This is a genomic window from Kaistella sp. CFF1-2 (assembly GCF_059509915.1).
On sequence record NZ_JCAKLF010000001.1, the window covers coordinates 610,340 to 627,904 of the forward strand.

13 protein-coding genes and 1 pseudogene are annotated in these 17,565 nt (G+C 36.4%); 3 read left to right on the top strand and 11 right to left on the bottom strand.

The genetic code is table 11. The features are described 5' to 3' along the window. The first annotated feature begins 21 nt into the window (after positions 1–21). The 3 genes from yaaA to AC5XHR_RS02860 are packed head-to-tail and all read left to right on the top strand — an operon-like array spanning position 22 to position 4,587. The gene (gene yaaA / locus AC5XHR_RS02850) at positions 22–780 is read left to right on the top strand and encodes a peroxide stress protein YaaA (protein WP_495949265.1); all 759 of its coding nucleotides are present in this window, start codon (positions 22–24) and stop codon (positions 778–780) included. Next, complete coding sequence (gene prmC, locus AC5XHR_RS02855; RefSeq protein ID WP_495949266.1) at positions 781–1,629, top strand: peptide chain release factor N(5)-glutamine methyltransferase; 849 nt, start codon at positions 781–783, stop codon at positions 1,627–1,629. Positions 1,630–1,647: 18 nt separating this feature from the next. Then, a complete protein-coding gene (locus AC5XHR_RS02860) occupies positions 1,648–4,587 on the top strand; it encodes an alpha/beta hydrolase family protein (RefSeq protein ID WP_495949267.1) in 2,940 nt (979 codons plus the stop codon). A gap of 81 nt (positions 4,588–4,668) precedes the next feature. Here AC5XHR_RS02860 and AC5XHR_RS02865 read toward each other — a convergent pair whose 3' ends face one another. The 11 genes and pseudogenes from AC5XHR_RS02865 to AC5XHR_RS02915 all read right to left on the bottom strand — a co-directional run bounded on the left by AC5XHR_RS02865 (position 4,669) and on the right by AC5XHR_RS02915 (position 17,539). Next, a complete protein-coding gene (locus AC5XHR_RS02865; RefSeq protein ID WP_495949268.1) occupies positions 4,669–5,325 on the bottom strand; it encodes a rhomboid family intramembrane serine protease in 657 nt (218 codons plus the stop codon). A gap of 13 nt (positions 5,326–5,338) precedes the next feature. Beyond that, positions 5,339–5,983, bottom strand: coding sequence for a hypothetical protein (locus AC5XHR_RS02870; RefSeq protein ID WP_495949269.1), 645 nt, complete (start codon positions 5,981–5,983; stop codon positions 5,339–5,341). Continuing rightward, positions 5,983–8,559: a DNA gyrase/topoisomerase IV subunit A gene (locus tag AC5XHR_RS02875; RefSeq protein WP_495949270.1), complete on the bottom strand. Its 2,577-nt coding sequence runs from the start codon at positions 8,557–8,559 to the stop codon at positions 5,983–5,985. Before AC5XHR_RS02875 ends, AC5XHR_RS02870 begins: the two co-directional genes overlap by 1 nt. Further along, positions 8,559–9,053 carry a hypothetical protein gene (locus tag AC5XHR_RS02880; protein ID WP_495949271.1) on the bottom strand — a complete coding sequence of 165 codons (495 nt, stop codon included), beginning with the start codon at positions 9,051–9,053 and terminating at the stop codon, positions 8,559–8,561. The genes AC5XHR_RS02875 and AC5XHR_RS02880 overlap by 1 nt, the downstream gene beginning before the upstream one ends. A gap of 77 nt (positions 9,054–9,130) precedes the next feature. Further along, positions 9,131–11,011, bottom strand: a complete 1,881-nt coding sequence (locus tag AC5XHR_RS02885; protein WP_495949272.1) for a DNA topoisomerase IV subunit B — start codon at positions 11,009–11,011, stop codon at positions 9,131–9,133. Between the two features lie 183 nt (positions 11,012–11,194). After that, positions 11,195–11,982: pseudogene (locus tag AC5XHR_RS02890) on the bottom strand (TIGR00266 family protein). Positions 11,983–12,034: 52 nt separating this feature from the next. Further along, complete coding sequence (gene cls / locus AC5XHR_RS02895; protein ID WP_495949273.1) at positions 12,035–13,498, bottom strand: cardiolipin synthase; 1,464 nt, start codon at positions 13,496–13,498, stop codon at positions 12,035–12,037. Positions 13,499–13,575: 77 nt separating this feature from the next. Further along, positions 13,576–14,667 (bottom strand): redox-regulated ATPase YchF, encoded by a 1,092-nt coding sequence (gene ychF / locus AC5XHR_RS02900; protein WP_495949274.1) that lies wholly within the window; start codon positions 14,665–14,667, stop codon positions 13,576–13,578. A gap of 140 nt (positions 14,668–14,807) precedes the next feature. After that, entirely contained in the window at positions 14,808–15,362 is a 555-nt protein-coding gene (locus AC5XHR_RS02905) for a ferritin (protein ID WP_495949275.1), read from the bottom strand. Positions 15,363–15,493: 131 nt separating this feature from the next. Continuing rightward, positions 15,494–15,793 carry an RNA-binding regulator gene (rbp, locus tag AC5XHR_RS02910; RefSeq protein WP_495949276.1) on the bottom strand — a complete coding sequence of 100 codons (300 nt, stop codon included), beginning with the start codon at positions 15,791–15,793 and terminating at the stop codon, positions 15,494–15,496. A 150-nt stretch (positions 15,794–15,943) separates the two neighbouring features. Then, positions 15,944–17,539, bottom strand: coding sequence for a glycoside hydrolase family 10-like protein (locus AC5XHR_RS02915; RefSeq protein WP_495949277.1), 1,596 nt, complete (start codon positions 17,537–17,539; stop codon positions 15,944–15,946). Positions 17,540–17,565 lie beyond the last annotated feature (26 nt).

A 17,565-nucleotide genomic window follows, 5' to 3' on the forward strand; every position in this document is an offset into this window, starting at 1 on the left:
ACTCCTTTTTAATTTACTTTTATGAAAATCGTTACGTCACCTGCAAAACTGATGAATATTGAAAATAAGAGCGATCTTTTGAGAGCGACAACTCCAAAATTCATTGATGATGCTGCACATATTCAAAAATATTTAAAAGAAAAATCACCAAAATATTTATCCGATTTAATGGAGATTTCGTCAAAATTAGCAGATGAAAATTGGGAACGAAACCAAAAATGGAATGACAAACCAAAAGCTAAAGAATCTACCTCTGCCCTTTTTGCGTTTACTGGAGAGGTTTACAGAGGTTTGGATGCTGCGACTTTGGATAAATCTGCCATAGATTATCTTCAAAAAAATTACCGAATGCTTTCCGGTTTGTACGGACTTTTAAAACCTTCTGACAAAGTCATGTTGTATCGTTTGGAAATGGGAAGGCCGTTTAAATTCGATAAATACAAGAATCTATACGATTTTTGGACAGAAAAAGTGACGGAACAATTAGATTCTGAAATGACGAAGACTGAAATTCTTCTCAATTTAGCGAGCAAAGAATACGGAAAAGTGATTGATCGAAAAAAATTGAATCGTAAAGTGATCGATTTTGATTTTTATGAATTGAAAGACGGGAAACTAAAAACCATCGTTGTTTACACGAAACACGCTCGAGGTTTAGTCGTGCGTTATTGTGCGGAAACCAAAGCCAAAACGTTGAATGACGTAAAAGCATTTAATTACGAAGGTTATAGAATTGATGAAGAAAAATCGACGGATACCAATTTAGTTTTCACAAGATAAATGACGATACTCGAGTGCAAGCGTTATTTTAAACGTGAATTAGCCGATTTATATTCCGATTCGGAAACCGCCTTTATCTACTCTTTTTTGGTAGAAAAAATTGTTGGTTTTGGGCTGCATCATCAAAGAACGTTTCCCGATCAAGAGCTTTTGCAGCAAGATCAAGAAGAATTGGAAGCACGACTTCAAGAATTAAAAACAGGAAAACCGTATCAACAAATTTTAGGTGAAACCGAGTTTTATGGACTTTTATTTTCGGTGAATGAACACGTTCTCATTCCACGTCCGGAAACCGAAGAACTGCTTGAAATAGCCATCAGTACGATTAGAGATCAATTTGAGAAAGATACTCAACCGAAAATACTAGATATCGGAACGGGAAGCGGAATTATCCCGATCATTTTGAAAAAATATTTTCCAAATGCGCAAGTTCAAACGATGGATATTTCTGAAGATGCTATCCAAGTTGCCACAAAAAACGCGGAAAAACATCAACTTGAAATTCAATTTCATCAGGCTGATTATTTGAATTATTCACTTCAAGAAGAGTTCGATATTATCATTTCAAATCCGCCATACATTGGAAAAGATGAGTTTAACGAAATTGGATTTGGTGTCAAAAATTTCGAACCCAATATTGCTTTATTTTCACCGACGGAAGACGCATTGCTTTTCTACCGAAAAATTGCGCTTGATGGCTTGAAACATTTAAAAAACGGAGGTTTGGTTTTCTTAGAAATTAATCAGAAATTAGGGCTTGAAACTTTGGCTTTATTTGAAGCTTATTCTGAAGCGAAACTTATCCAGGATCTCTCTGGAAACGACCGCTTTGTAGTTGCAAAAAAATAATCAAATCAAAATAAATTTATGAAAAGAAAAATTCAACTTTTTGCATTTTTCGTGCTTTCGCTTAACCTGTTTGCACAGAAAAAAGCGCTTGACCATTCGGTTTACGACAGTTGGCAAAACATTACAACACGACTGATTTCCAATGATGGAAAATGGACAGGTTATAGTGTTGATGCTCAAGAAGGCGATAATGTTTTGACCTTACAAAAGACCGATAATTCTAAAAAAATAGACTTCCCAAGAGGAACTAAAGTTCAGTTCACAAGCGATTCAAAATTCGCAATTTTCTCTGTAAAACCTTTCTATAAGGATAGCAAAGCTGTGAAAGACAAAAAAATGAAGAAGGAAAAATTAGCAAAAGATTCCCTTTTTATTGTGAATTTACAGACGCTTGCAGTCGAGAAAATCCCGAATGTGCAATCCTTTAAAATTCCTACAAAAGGAGGTTCTATAATCGCTTATTTACTAGAAAATTTAAAAGATAAATCGGCAGAGCCTGCAAAAGAAGATGGAGATGCAACTCCGGCAGAAGATTCCAATGCAAAACCTTTGAAAATGGTGGTTCGTAATTTGGCTACAAACAAGTCGGAAACCTATGAAAACGTTACTAAATTTAGCTTTAACGATTTCGGACAACAGCTCGCTTATGTAACAAAAAAGCCTGAAGAGAAGAAAAAACCAGACGCTAAAAAAGACGATTCTAAGGAAAAAACAGAAGAAAAAGTAGCTTCTAATGAGGAGGGTGAAAAGTCTGAAAAAGAGGACAAAACGAAGAAAGAAGATAAAAATGCACCTAAAAAATATGAGTTACAGTCTGTTAATTGGGTGAATTTGGATAAGAATAAAGTCAACAAATTGGTGGAAACGGAAGGTGATTTCAGCCAACTTTCTTTCGATGAAGCTGGAACTCAGTTGGCTTTCGTTGGAACAACTTCCCACAAAAATGATCTTATTAAAGACTATTCGCTTTATTACTACGGGCAAGACGGCTCGAAAAGCAAGACATACAAAAAAGAAAATCCGAAAATGCCGAAGAATTGGGTGATTTCGGAAAACAGCTTGCCACGATTTAGCAAAAACGGAAAACAATTGTATTTTGGGATTGCGCCAAAGCCCGTGGTAAAAGACACGGCTTTAATTGTAAACGATCACGCCATTGTGGATATTTGGGGTTATAAGGACGAAGATTTGCAAACCATTCAATTAAAAAATCTTAGAAACGACCTGAAGAGATCGTATTTATCGGTAACGAATACGCAACAAACCAACACCGTTTTCATTCCTTTGGGTAATGAAAAAATGGAGTCCGTTCGAATGGTGAATGAAGGAAATGCGCCTTTTGTTATTGGAACGGAAACCAATAAAGATTCGCGTTTGGCTTCGCAGTGGACAGGATCCGATTTGAAGGATATTTACTTAGTTCAAACATCAAACGGTCAAAAAACAGAAGTTATCAAAAATCTAAATGGTAATGTAATCCCTTCCCCACTTGGTCAATACATGGTGTATTTCAACCGAGTTGATGGAAACTGGTACAGTTATAATGTAGCGACCAAAAAGACCGTTAAATTAAATGAAAACACTCAAATTTCGTTTGTTGACGAAGAGTTTGACATGCCTGATTTACCTAGAGCCTACGGTTTGGCTGGATTTACGGAAAACGATGAGTCGGTTTTAATTAAGGATCGCTATGATATTTGGGAATTCTACTTGAATGGAAAGCAAAAACCAAGAAATCTTACACAATCGTACGGAAGAACAAATAAAATTTCATTCGACACCTATACGTTTGATCCTGATGTAAAAAGCTACTCACGAAAGAAACCTTTGTTGCTTTCGGCATTCAGTGAAGTGACTAAAGAAAATGGAATTTTCCAAACCAATTTCAACGGAACAAAATATCCTGAAAAGATTGCAATGGAAGCGGTTTGGGGTTACAATGGTGTTATTAAGGCAAAAAATGCAGATGAATATATTCTAACAAAAGAATCTTCAACCCAATCTGCAAATCTGTATGCCACTTCAGATTTTAAAAATCAAATTAAACTTTCAACGACCAATCCGCAGCAAAAAAACTACAATTGGCTAACCGCAGAATTGGTAAAATGGACTACTGATAAAGGGCATACATCCGAAGGCGTTCTTTACAAACCTGAAAATTTTGACCCGAATAAGAAATACCCTATGTTGGTATATTTCTATGAAAAACTTTCGGACAACTTAAACAAATATCAGGCGCCAGCGCCAACTCCATCTCGTTTGAACATTTCGTATTTCGCAAGTAATGGTTATATTGTTTTCACACCAGACATATCTTATATAGATGGATATCCAGGTGAATCGGCTATGGAATACATTAATTCTGGAGTTGATTATTTAGCTAAAAATTCTTGGATTGATGCCAAAAAAATCGGAATTCAAGGGCAAAGTTGGGGTGGTTATCAAGTGGCTTATTTGATTACACAAACCGATCGTTACGCAGCTGCTTGGGCAGGAGCGCCGGTCGCAAACATGACTTCTGCATATGGTGGAATCCGTTGGGGATCTGGGATGAACAGACAGTTTCAGTACGAAAAATCGCAAAGTAGAATTGGTAAAACGCTTTGGGAAGCGCAAGATTTGTATTTGAAAAACTCCCCTTTATTTTACTTGGATAAAGTGAATACGCCAGTGGCGATTATGAGTAATGATAATGATGGAGCTGTGCCATGGTATCAAGGTATTGAAATGTTTACAGGACTAAAACGTTTAGGGAAACCATCTTGGTTGCTAAACTACAACCGTGAAGAGCATAATTTGGAAAAACGTCAGAATAGAAAAGATATCCAGATTAGACAACAACAATTCTTTGATTATTATTTGAAGGGTGCTAAAGCTCCAGTTTGGATGACAACAGGAGTTCCGGCTACAATGAAAGGAATTGATTGGGGATTTGAATTAACCAATGAAAAACCTTAGTTGGTAGATAATATTGTTTTAAACTAGTTTCGGCGGGCCTTTGGCCCGCCGAAACTGTTTTATATCTACAAAATTCATAAACTATCCAATACGTTTGCGAACAAAAATTTCGTATGCTAAATACAATAAAGGCAACGCCATAATTCCTAAATACAAGGCATTGGAAATCGCAACATGAGGCGCCATGGCAACAGAATAAATCAATCCTAAAAAGGCTCCACCCAAATGCGCAGCGTGGCCAATATTATCATTTTGTCTAGGATTTAACATGGAATAAACCGAGTATCCAAAATATGCTAATCCAAAGAGATATCCAGGAATCGGAATTGGAATAAAAAAGAACATAATTCCAATATGAGGATACATTGCAATCGCGGCAAACAAAATCCCCGAAACACCTCCACTTGCACCAATAGCCGAATACCAACTTTGATTTTTATAAATGAATAAGGAGAAAATATTTCCTAATAAAATGGAACCAATGTAAACGATTAAAAAACCTAAATCTCCAAAAGCATCAATAACAATTGGCCCAAAGAAATACAACGTCAACATATTGAAAATTAAATGCGTGATATCCGCATGTAAAAATCCCGCACTTAGCAAACGGATGTATTCTTTTTGATGCAAAACTGCACCTACATTGAATTTGTACTTTTCGAAAAAAGCCAAATTATTAAATCCATAAAAACTGATAATAGCCGTAATGGCGATGGTGGCGATAAGAATTGTCGTCATTTTTCTTTACTTTTTATTGTAATTTTATAATGGGAATAGCCATCGTTTCGGTAGCTTTCATTGGGTTAGCCATTTGATTGTATAAGTAGTAACTACCCTTTACTTCTTCCAAAAAGAAACCAGTATTTCGTCCCTTATCTTCTCCATTGGAAATCACTTGCGGAAGAAATTCAATCTTGGTATTGTCCGAATTTGCCTTCGTACAATTCCCATAAACATGATATCCTTCGTCGATTTCATATCTTTCTTTGCCTTGATAATTAATTACTAGATGAGTGTCGCCATTCGGCTCAATGGAAATATCGATAATAACATCATAAGGTCTTTCACCAGCATCTTCAATAAATTTGATTTGATATTTTCCAACCCATTTTTTCAAATCAGCAGCAGAAAGCGGATCTCCCGACTCAGAAAAACGTAAATAATCATCCATATCGGGTTCCTCAGAATTAATCGAGGCTTCTGCTTCTTGTGGCGTCGAATAAGCCGAATCTACCGCCACAGCAGATGAATCTGCTTGATATTCAACATCCGAATCTTCCGCTTGATGACTTGACGAAAGGTGAATATAATCCATCTTTAACAAGCCAAAAATTAGCGCTCCTGTAAAAACTAGAAGTCCAATAACAAAGAGCAGAATGGTTTTAAACTTTTTCATTATTCTTCATCAAAAAGTTCTCCAATAATGCCTTCTTCTGGGATTTCCGTTTCTTCATCTTCTTCAAGGATGATTTCCTCTTCCTCCTCTTCTTCAACAGGTTCTGGAACGATGATATTAATGGATTTCACTTTATCTTTAATGAATTGATTTCCCATGGCTTTGATACCTTTTACAGAGATAAATTCATCTAAATTAATGGTTTCCGGATCTTTTACTTTGCCCGTTTTATCTTTAGCAAATGTAATTTCTGCAATGCTACCATCCACATTTCCTACAAATTCAATAAATGACTTTGGATGTTCGGACGGCATGAACGTTTGTACATTCGTTGTGTTTTCCAAAAGGAAACGTTTGATGAAATAGATTCCTTTCTCTCCATCAAAATAAATACATGAAATCGACTGATTCGGCTTCCATTTTTCTAAAATAATGTATTCGTCATCAAAACGATTACTTAAGTCAAATGAAATCAATTTAACATCACCTTTCGAATTGACGGTAAGTATTTTATCATCACCTTTAAACGTTCCTAAAAGCGTTCCACGTCCATCTGCATTCAATCTTCTCACGGTTTCATCAAACCAAATTCTTCGTGGCGCCAATGTAGAAACCCCTTCTTCTTTCAAATCAATTTTCTTAATCGCGTATTTGGTTACCAGATTTCCTCTGGAATTTCGACCTTTAATCGCTAAATCGGAAAAGTCAATTTCCAAACGCTGTTTTCTAATTCGCGCATTGGGTTTCAAAAGAACATTAACAACTTCGGCTTCACCATTCGGGTTAGCTGAAAAATACAGAACTTCTGATCCTTTTTGCTCTGATGCCAAAGGATATTCTGTATTTCTTGTAATCGCCGTTACGGTAAAACGTTTCATATAATACGGGCCGTTTCGTCCTTCACGATAAATCATATTGTAAACCGTTCGCGTGTCGTTTTTCTTCCAAACACCGACGTGCAAAATATCCTTTCCTACAAAGGTTTTTGGCTCCACTTTTACGACTTGCATACTTCCATCTCGACGGAAGGTCACGATGTCATCAATATCCGAACAATCGAACAAATATTCGTCTTTACGAAGCGAAGTTCCGATAAATCCTTCTTCAAAATTCGCATAGAATTTGACATTAGCAACGGCAACTTTTGTCGCATCAATCGTATCAAACACACGCAATTCCGTTTTTCTTTCGCGGTTTTTACCGTATTTTTTCTGAATGTTAAGGTAATAATCAATAGCGTACGTAATTAAATTCGCCAAATGATGTTTTACTTCTTCAATTTTTCCTTCTAGAGAAGCAATATTTTCTTTGAATTTATCTAAGTCAAAACGAGAAATACGCTTAATTCGAATCTCAGTTAATCGAACGATATCGTCTTCTGTAACTTCGCGTAAAAGATGTTTTGTATGCGGTTTCAAACCTAAATCTATGGTTTTGATTACGTCTTCCCAAGATTTTACTTCTTCAATATCGTGGTAAATTCTATTCTCGATGAAAATTCGCTCCAACGACGCAAAATGCCAACTTTCTTGCAATTCGAACAACTCAATTTCTAGTTCACGTTGTAATAAATGAACCGTGTGATCGGTGTTGTGACGAAGAATATGCGATACATTCGTAAAAATCGGTTTATCATCAACAATAACGCAGGCATTTGGAGAAATCGTCACTTGACAATCCGTAAACGCGTACAATGCATCAATCGTTTTATCAGGCGAAACATCGTTGTGTAAGTGAATTAAAATTTCCACTTTATCCGATGTATTATCTTCGATTTTCTTGATTTTGATTTTCCCCTTTTCGTTGGCTTTCAAGATGGAATCAATCAAATCTCCTGTTGTTCTCGAAAACGGAAGTTCATTAATAACCAACGTATGCTTATCTTGCTGAATAATTCGAGCACGAGCACGGACTTTTCCACCTCGCTGCCCATCATTGTATTCAGAGACATCTAAAAAGCCGCCCGTTTGAAAATCAGGAAATAATTCAAATTTTTTCCCTTTCAAGTAAGCAACCGATGCATTGATCAGTTCATTGAAATTATGTGGTAAAATCTTTGTGGACATTCCCACCGCAATCCCTTCAACACCTTGTGTTAAAAGCAATGGAAACTTAACTGGCAAGTCAATAGGTTCGTTGTTACGACCGTCATAAGACTTGGACCAATGCGTGGTTTTCGGATTAAAAACCACATCCAAAGCAAATGGTGTTAAACGTGCTTCGATATAACGCGCAGCAGCTGCAGAGTCACCCGTGAAAATATTTCCCCAGTTTCCTTGGGTATCAATTAGCAATTCTTTTTGCCCGATTTGAACCATCGCATCGGTAATAGACGCATCCCCATGCGGGTGATACTTCATCGTATTACCAACAATGTTCGCCACTTTATTGTAGCGACCATCCTCCAATTCTCTCATGGAGTGCATAATCCGTCTCTGAACCGGCTTAAAACCGTCATAAATCGATGGAATTGCTCGATCTAAAATTACATACGAAGCATAATCTAAAAACCAGTCTTTATACAGTCCTGATACTTTTCTTAAACTTCCTTCTTCGTTTGCGAATTCTTCTGCCATTAACCTATTTCTTGACTCTTAGTATTTTTCTCTTGATTGGCTTTCACCACTTTGTTTAACGATGATTTTAAATCTCGAATTTCACGATTCGACAAGTACGAAATATCGTATTTCAGTACAATAAATTTGGACTTTTTGCTTTGAACTTTTACATACAATTTCTTTAATACAAAGGCATTAAATACTTCATATGACATCAATTTATATTTTGGAAACTCATCACTTGCAGTATTTCCAAAGAAAGTAACTACATTTCTATTTTTAAAATTAAGTGCTTCACCGTCGCTATCGTATTCAAAAATCTGTCTTCCTCTCAAATAATATACTATCCATAAAGCAATGGGAACTACCAATAATAAATAGCTTTCAACGCCTAAAAAATCAATCCTGTATCGTTCAATTATAAATAAAGCAACTCCAAAAATTAAAAGCATCAATAATAAGGTGCTTATAAAATTGTAAAAAGGAGCTTTCGTCCTATTACTTAATCTCATTTCAAAAAAAGTTGGTTATCGTTTTTAGTTTTTTTTAATAAATCCTTATTCAAATCTGTGGGTGTGTTTTTTGTTTTTTATGCTTCGTCTAAAGCGACTTTCTTATCTATATCAGGATCTTCAACAACGAGATTATCCATGATGAAAACTTGTCTATCCGGTGTGTTTTTCCCCATGTAGAATTCGAGAAGCTGCTCAATGGTTTGGTCTTTTCCAATAACCACGGGCTCTAAGCGAATATCTTGTCCAATAAAATGTTTAAACTCATCGGGTGAAATCTCTCCTAAACCTTTAAATCGGGTAATTTCTGGATTTTTCCCCATTTCATTTAACGCTCTCAAGCGCTCTTCTTCATTGTAGCAATAGCGCGTTTCTTTCTTATTTCGAACTCGAAACAACGGCGTTTGCAAAATATACAAATGTCCATTTTTAATAACATCAGGGAAAAATTGAAGGAAAAATGTAATCATCAACAAACGGATGTGCATTCCATCAACATCGGCATCGGTTGCGATTATGACTTGATTGTAACGAAGATCTTCCAAACTGTCTTCAATATTCAAAGCGGCTTGAAGAAGATTAAATTCTTCATTTTCATACACCACTTTCTTCGTTAAACCATAACAATTCAACGGTTTTCCTTTTAATGAAAAAACCGCTTGCGTTTCAACATCTCTCGATTTCGTAATTGATCCCGATGCAGAATCTCCCTCGGTAATGAATATCTGCGTTTCCGATTTACGCTCTGCCTTTTGATCATTGTAATGTTGACGGCAATCACGTAGTTTTTTATTGTGTAGAGAAACTTTTTTCGCACGCTCGCGAGCTAATTTCTGAATTCCAGAAAGTTCTTTTCTTTCACGCTCAGAAACTAAAATTTTACGATGAATCGCTTCTGCGATCTCCGGATTTTTATGTAAATAATTATCAAGTTGATTTTTCAAAAAATCAACAATAAATGTTCGTACACTTGGACCGTTTGGTCCCATATCGTTGGAACCTAATTTGGTTTTCGTTTGCGATTCGAAAACAGGTTCTTCTACATTGATAGAAACGGCTGCAATAATCGACTTTCGAATATCCGAAGCTTCAAAATTCTTATTAAAAAACTCACGAATTGTTTTTACATATGCTTCCCGAAATGCATTCAAATGCGTTCCACCTTGTGTAGTATTTTGTCCGTTAACAAACGAAAAATACGTTTCTGTTTGAGATTTGTCCGAGTGGGTAATGGCAAGCTCAATATCTTCCGCTTTTAAATGGACAATTGGATACAAAATATCGCTTTCCAACTCTTCATTCAGTAAATCTTTTAGTCCGTTTTCCGAGTAAAAAACTTCACCGTTAAACGCAATTTTCAAACCTGGATTCAGGTAGGCGTAATTGCGAAGCATACGCTCGATATACTCTTTGCGAAACTTGAAATGCGGGAAAATATCCATATCAGGAACGAAAGTCGTTTCTGTCCCGTTACGTTCTGTAGATTCAGAAATTGGAAATTCTTCAATTAAATTTCCTTTCGAAAACTCGGCCACTTTGGTTTGTCCATCACGAACAGAGCGCACTTTGAAAAACGTAGAAAGCGCATTAACCGCCTTGGTACCAACCCCATTTAAACCAACGGATTTCTTAAATGCTTTGGAATCGTATTTACCACCGGTATTCATTTTAGAAACTACGTCTACGACTTTCCCCAACGGAATTCCACGACCGTAATCTCGAATCACCATTTTCGTGTCATCCAACTTAATTTCGATACGTTTTCCGGCTTTCATACGGAACTCATCAATCGAGTTATCAATAACTTCCTTCAACAAAATATAAATACCATCATCCGCCGAAGAACCGTCACCAAGTTTCCCGATGTACATTCCTGGACGCAAGCGCACGTGCTCTTGCCATTCCAGCGTACGGATATTTTCTTCTGAATAATTTACCTGTGGTTGATTTTCACTCATACAATTCCCTCAAATTTGATTAGGCAACACTTCTTGCATAACTCACAAATTTAATGAAATAAGAAGATATTTGAAAATTAAAATCGAGGTTTCTTGTTAATTTCTTCAAGAATATGAGAACAAAAAGCATAAAAAAATCAGAGTTGCAAAAACTCTGATTTTCTATTTTAAGTTGATTTGATATTAAAAACCATCGCCATCTAAAAGATTTCCTAATTTCCCAAGAACACTTCCTTCCTCTCCTTTTCTACCACCTGCATATTGCAAAATACGTCCCGCTAAACGATTGATTGGCAAGGTTTGAACAAAAACTTTTCCTGGACCTCGTAATTGCGCAAAGAACAAACCTTCACCCCAAAAAGTGAATTTTTAATTCCACCAACAAATTGAATATCATAGTCAACAGTTTGAGTGAAACCTACAATACAGCCTGTATCTACTTTCAAAATTTCGCCAGGCTTCAACTCACGTTCAATCACGTGTCCACCGCTATGCACAAAACACATTCCGTCACCTTCCAGCTTCTGCATAATGAAACCTTCACCTCCAAAAAGACCCGTTCCTAGCTTTTTCTGAAATTCAATCCCAATTGCAACTCCCTTTGCAGCGCACAAAAAACTATCTTTCTGACAAATAATTCGTCCACCATATTCAGCAAGATTAAGCGGAATTATTTTCCCTGCGTACGGAGCTGCAAAACTTACTTGCTTTTTCTCAGAAGATGTATTTGTAAACACCGTCATAAAAAGACTTTCGCCAGTAAGCATACGCTTTCCAGCGGAAAACAACTTCCCCATGATACCGCCACCATTATTGCTACCGTCACCGAACATTGTTTCCATCGAAATCCCTTCCGTCATCATCATGAAACCGCCGGGTTCTGCAATAACCGATTCTTGCGGATCTAATTCAACTTCAACACATTGAAGCTCTTCACCAAAAATTTTATAATCTATTTCGTGATTTCTCATTTTTTCTAACTTTAAATTTTGTCCTTAATTAGTTTAAACTCGACGATTTTTGTTACAACAATGGCGACATTAATCGAGCTAGATGTTCGAAGAACACACGCGCTTTCGGTCGTTTCTCCCAGTCTTCTAATCGAATTTCAGTGCTTGATTTTAAATCTTCAAAAAAAGCGTCGGCAAGTTTTGCATTGATTTCAGAATTATAAACATGCGTATTCACTTCAAAATTCAATTCTTGGCTTCGAATATCCATATTTGCGGTTCCAATACACGCAAAATCATCGTCAATTAACATCGTTTTGGCGTGAACAAATCCTTTTTCGTAGAAATAAACTTTGACATTACTCTCCAACAATTCCTCATAATAGGAATACGCTGCGGAATTCACCATCAAAGAATCTCCATTTTTCGGAACCAAAAGTCGGACATCAACACCTGCAATTGCCTGTTGTTTAATCGCATTGAGAATTGACGTGGTCGGAATAAAATACGGTGTCGTGATAAAAACTCTTTTCGTAGCCGCGTAAATTGAAGAAGCCGTAGAAAGCATTATTCCGGGCTTAATATCAGGGCCGCTCACCGCAACTTGAACCAACTTATCGCCTTCCACTTCGACTTTTTGATTGAAATACGAACGATCAATAGAAACCATTTTTTCAGTCGCAACCATCCAATTACTCAAAAATAAAAATTGGAAATAGTAAGCACAATTTCCACGCATATACAAATGCGAATCTCGCCAATAAATTTTCAGATTTGGGTTGATGTATTTATCTGAAACGTTGATTCCGCCTGTGAAAACGTGCAAGCCATCGACAATAATAATTTTTCGGTGATCGCGATAATTGATTCGGTTTGCAAATAATTTAAATGTGATTTTATTGACCGGAGCAACTTCAACACCCGCTTGAATTAGTTTTTCTCGAAATGGCTTTTTCAAATTTGAACTTCCTAAATCATCGTATAACAAACGTACTTTCACGCCAGAACGCGCTTTTTCCATTAAAATATCCGCAATCGTATTTCCAATTACATCATTGTCGTAAATGTAGTATTCGAGATGAATGTGATGTTTTGCGTTTTTTAAAACCTCTAAAACCTTAGGAAATTTTTCTTCACCATTGATTAGAACCTCCGCGTGATTGCTATGCGTTAAAGGTGAATAAAAACCACGATAAAGAAAATCAATCGTTTTTACGAAACGATTCAAATCTTTCGGAGCGATATTCAGTGAAGCACTATGCTCCGACTGAATAAACTTTCGTATTTCTTGATAAATCTTCTCGTTATGTTCAATTTTAAACTTATAAAATTTATTTTTTCGATAATTGACCCCAAAAACAAAATAAATAATAATCCCTACAAAAGGCAGAAAAACAATAAGCATGAGATACGCCAAAGTTTTACTCGTAGTCTTGGTATCCATAATGATTTTGCCACCCAATAAAATGGTAAAAACGAGGTAAACGCCCTCCAAAATCAATAAAACATACGGATAGTTTTCAAAAAATTCTTTCATAGGTTTAGAATTTGGATAAAAATAAAAAAAGTGCTGCGAAAACAGCACTTTTATATTCTATAATTTACAATAATATCTTACACATTAAAACGGAAATGCATCACATCACCATCTTTCACAACGTATTCTTTCCCTTCTACAGAAAGCTTTCCCGCTTCTTTTACTTTTGCTTCAGAACCGTAGGTAACGAAATCTTCGTACTGAATAACTTCCGCACGGATAAATCCTTTTTCGAAATCGGTGTGAATAACTCCAGCCGCTTGCGGAGCCGTCCAACCTTGTTCAATAGTCCAAGCACGAACTTCTTTTACTCCTGCAGTGAAATACGTTTGCAACTTCAGTAAATCGTACGCTTTACGAATCAAACGATTTACTCCTGGCTCTTCCAAACCAAGCTCTTCTAAGAACATTTGTCTTTCTTCGAACGTTTCTAATTCGTTAATATCAGCCTCAATTTGAGCTGCAAGAACAACAACTTCTGCGTTTTCACGCTTCGCCATTTCTTCTACTTTCGCAATCCATTCGTTACCGTTTTTAATGGAGTTTTCATCCACATTACAAACATACAAAACAGGCTTGTTCGTCAGCATTTGAACCTCATCTAGAATCGCCTTGGTAACATCATCTGTTGCAAATTCACGAGCATTATTTCCATCCTCGATGAATTTCTCCAATTTTTGAAGCGTTTCAAAACGAAAAACATCTTCTTTTTTACCCGATTTAATGAACTTCTTTGCCTTTTCAGCTGCTTTGGCAACCGTTTCAAGATCTTTCAACTGAAGTTCAATATCAATAATATCTTTATCTCTCAAAGGATCAACCGAACCTTCAACGTGAATAATATTTCCGTTTTCAAAACAACGTAAAACGTGGATAATCGCTTCACACTCTCTAATATTAGCAAGAAACTGATTTCCAAGACCTTCTCCTTTACTAGCACCTTTCACCAAGCCAGCGATATCTACAATTTCTACAACCGCAGGCAATACACGTTCTGGCTTTACCAATTCTTCTAATTTATTCAATCGAGGATCTGGAACGGAAACCGTACCCAAATTTGGCTCGATCGTACAGAATGGATAGTTAGCAGACTGCGCTTTTGCGTTGCTTAAACAGTTAAAAAGCGTTGATTTCCCAACATTCGGTAAACCGACAATTCCACATTTCATATAGTTGAAGGATATTTTAATTAATACTATAAAACCTTCACAATCGGAAGGTTTGCAAAGATACTTTTTTTAGTTCACTAAAGAAAAAATCTGCCCCAATTTGCGGTGCAGATTCTGTATTGTTGCTTGATTTTTTCAATTTAAGGATTTTCACCATTGGCATCGCGAGCCATTGGCGCATCGTCAGGAGTTTCTTCAAGCGTTTTATCAAGATTGAATAAAGATTCGTCACTAGCTTTGTCACCACCAGCAATTTTCAATTTATCAATTAAGCCCATTGCTAATGTTTCTTCTTCAATTTGTTCTTCCACAAACCACTGCAAGAAATTCCATGTTGCCCAATCTTTTTCCTCAAAAGCCAAGTTAACGAGTTGATAAATTTTCTCGGTATTTTCAACTTCATGTTTGAAAACAAGATCAAAACATTCGGTTAATTTTTTGGGATCTTTTCCAGGAGCTGGTAACGCATTAATCTTGGGTTTTCCACCACGATTAAGTATGTACATCATGAATTTTACCGCATGATTACGTTCTTCTTGTGCATGACGGAAGAGGAAATTTCCAATACCTCCATAACCTTGATCTGTAGCCCAAATTCCGTAAGAAAAATAGACTCTAGATTGTAAATCTTCTACATTCATTTGCTCGCTAAGAGCCTTTTCCATTTTTGCTGAAAGTCTTTTTGTATTGATCATTTTTTTCGTATTTGCATTAAAATTACAAGAAGATGCCTAGAATATCAAAGAAAGATGGAAACTTTATAAAAATCTATTGACTTTTAGAATGAAGTCAAAAAAAAAATCCCGACTGAGTCGGGATTGTATTTTTAGTATCTGTTGTTGTTTCTTCTGAAACCACCGTTACCACCTCCTCTAGAGTTAGATTCTTTTGGTTTAGCTTCTACAACGTTAAGAACTCTTGCTTTGTAATCTGTTTGGTGAAGACCTTCGATTGCTTTAAGAGCTTCTTCAGAGTTTGGCATTTCTACGAAACCAAATCCACGGCTTCTACCAGTTTCTCTATCAGTAACAATCTTTACAGATTCTACCTCTCCGTAATTTTCGAATAATGCTTGAAGTTCTTGCTCAACTGTGTTGTAACTCAAGTTTGAAATAAAAATGTTCATATTAAAAAAATAAATGTTGTTATTGAACTGACTAAAATGAAAACAACTACTGAATGAACATGTATTGAGTCCTTTTTACCAATTTTGGCGCAAGTTAAGTTATTTTTTTTTATTGTACACTATTTTGAGTAAAAACATCCGTTAAGATTGCTATTTAATTTTTTTTGCAGTATAATCACTTTCGTTTGAAAGCCTATCTACGGCTTTAATTGCGATGTTATTTAGATTTTTTCCATTTTTTGATTTTGCAATGGATTTCGTCAAGACATTTTTTTCAACAATCTCCGTTTCCCAATCGCTTCCATATTGCGTGTAAACAATCCATTTATAGACATTTTGAGGCGTTGATGAATTCCAACGAAGTATAATATTTCCACCTGTTGTAGTATAATCTAAACTTGGTTTTGCTAAAGTCAATGGTTTCAACCAAGGGCTTGAAGGAATCAACGCTTGCGCACTATACGGCCCATTTTTCAAAGAAGGAAGCATGTTGAAGTTCTTTGTAAGACCAGCCATGCTATAATGAATTTCTCCCGCATCTTTTTTCAAAATCGTACGGGTCATTTCAATTTGATTAACAATTTCTTTTGGACGATCAGAAACTTTGATTTCAACCGTGTTTAAACCTGGCCATAAATGACGACTTTTTGTATTCTCGTCTTTCCACCATTGCAATAACGCTGGAAAACTTTGTCCTTTTGATTCGATTGGCCAATACAATTGTGGCGAGAAATAATCAACCCAACCTTGATTTAACCATAATTTAGCATCTGCATACAATTCATCGTATTGAGAAGAACCTGTAATTCCTTGCGGATATCCCGGCTTCCAAATTCCAAATGGACTAATTCCAAATTTCACATAATTCTTTTCTGATTTAATTTCACGATAAATACGCTCGACAAATTTATTAACATTCGCACGTCTCCAATCTGCTCTAGAAAGTGTTCCACCCGAATTTTTGTAGATATTCCACGTTTTTGAATCAGGAAAATCCGCACCTCCATTATAAGTCGCATATGGATAAAAATAATCGTCAAAATGAATTCCATCAATATCGTAACGTTTCACAATATCGCGAACCACGTTGGATACGTGATCTTGCGTTTTTTCACTAGACGGATCAAACCAATACATTCCGTTTTTCAAACGAACGACGTTGTCACTAGAACGTCTCACCATAGACTCAGAGGTCACCGAACCACCGCCCGTGTGGTGCGCACGATATGGATTGAGCCAAACGTGAATTTCAATTCCTCTTTTATGAGATTCTTCGACCCAAAATTCTAAAGGATCATAAGCTGGATACGGCGCGCGACCAATCTCACCAGTTAAAAAATACGACCATGGTTCCAAATCACTTTTATACAAAGCGTCCGCCGAAGGGCGAACTTGAAGAATCACCGCATTGAAATTATTATTCTGCAACGTTTCTAATATGGTAATCGCTTCCGCTTTTTGCTGCTCTGTCGTCAAATCTTTTCTTGAAGGCCAGTTGATATTAGCAACCGATGCAATCCAAGCGGCACGAAACTCTCGTTTCACTTCAGGAAGCGTAACTTTCACCGCATCAACATCTTTAGGACTCGTTGCCGTTTCAGTTGGTTTTGTTTCTTTTTTTGGAGGAACGGGCTGCGTTGTTGTCGGTTTTTTAGGTGGTGTTTTCTTAGGTTGCGAACCACAAGCCGCAACAATTAACAACATCATAAGCGCCCAAAGCGAAATTTTGAAATTACGTCTATTCATAGATTGCGAAAATACTTAAAATTTTT

What these genes read in the sequence shown, in the direction of transcription:
- AC5XHR_RS02860 (WP_495949267.1), top strand. Translation starts at nt 1,648, where the DNA reads ATGAAAAGAAAAATTCAACTTTTTGCATTTTTCGTGCTTTCGCTTAAC.
- AC5XHR_RS02915 (WP_495949277.1), bottom strand. Translation starts at nt 17,539, where the DNA reads ATGAATAGACGTAATTTCAAAATTTCGCTTTGGGCGCTTATGATGTTG.
- AC5XHR_RS02885 (WP_495949272.1), bottom strand. Translation starts at nt 11,011, where the DNA reads ATGAGTGAAAATCAACCACAGGTAAATTATTCAGAAGAAAATATCCGT.
- AC5XHR_RS02880 (WP_495949271.1), bottom strand. Translation starts at nt 9,053, where the DNA reads ATGAGATTAAGTAATAGGACGAAAGCTCCTTTTTACAATTTTATAAGC.
- AC5XHR_RS02865 (WP_495949268.1), bottom strand. Translation starts at nt 5,325, where the DNA reads ATGACGACAATTCTTATCGCCACCATCGCCATTACGGCTATTATCAGT.
- AC5XHR_RS02870 (WP_495949269.1), bottom strand. Translation starts at nt 5,983, where the DNA reads ATGAAAAAGTTTAAAACCATTCTGCTCTTTGTTATTGGACTTCTAGTT.
- ychF (WP_495949274.1), bottom strand. Translation starts at nt 14,667, where the DNA reads ATGAAATGTGGAATTGTCGGTTTACCGAATGTTGGGAAATCAACGCTT.
- AC5XHR_RS02905 (WP_495949275.1), bottom strand. Translation starts at nt 15,362, where the DNA reads ATGATCAATACAAAAAGACTTTCAGCAAAAATGGAAAAGGCTCTTAGC.
- AC5XHR_RS02875 (WP_495949270.1), bottom strand. Translation starts at nt 8,559, where the DNA reads ATGGCAGAAGAATTCGCAAACGAAGAAGGAAGTTTAAGAAAAGTATCA.
- yaaA (WP_495949265.1), top strand. Translation starts at nt 22, where the DNA reads ATGAAAATCGTTACGTCACCTGCAAAACTGATGAATATTGAAAATAAG.
- rbp (WP_495949276.1), bottom strand. Translation starts at nt 15,793, where the DNA reads ATGAACATTTTTATTTCAAACTTGAGTTACAACACAGTTGAGCAAGAA.
- prmC (WP_495949266.1), top strand. Translation starts at nt 781, where the DNA reads ATGACGATACTCGAGTGCAAGCGTTATTTTAAACGTGAATTAGCCGAT.
- cls (WP_495949273.1), bottom strand. Translation starts at nt 13,498, where the DNA reads ATGAAAGAATTTTTTGAAAACTATCCGTATGTTTTATTGATTTTGGAG.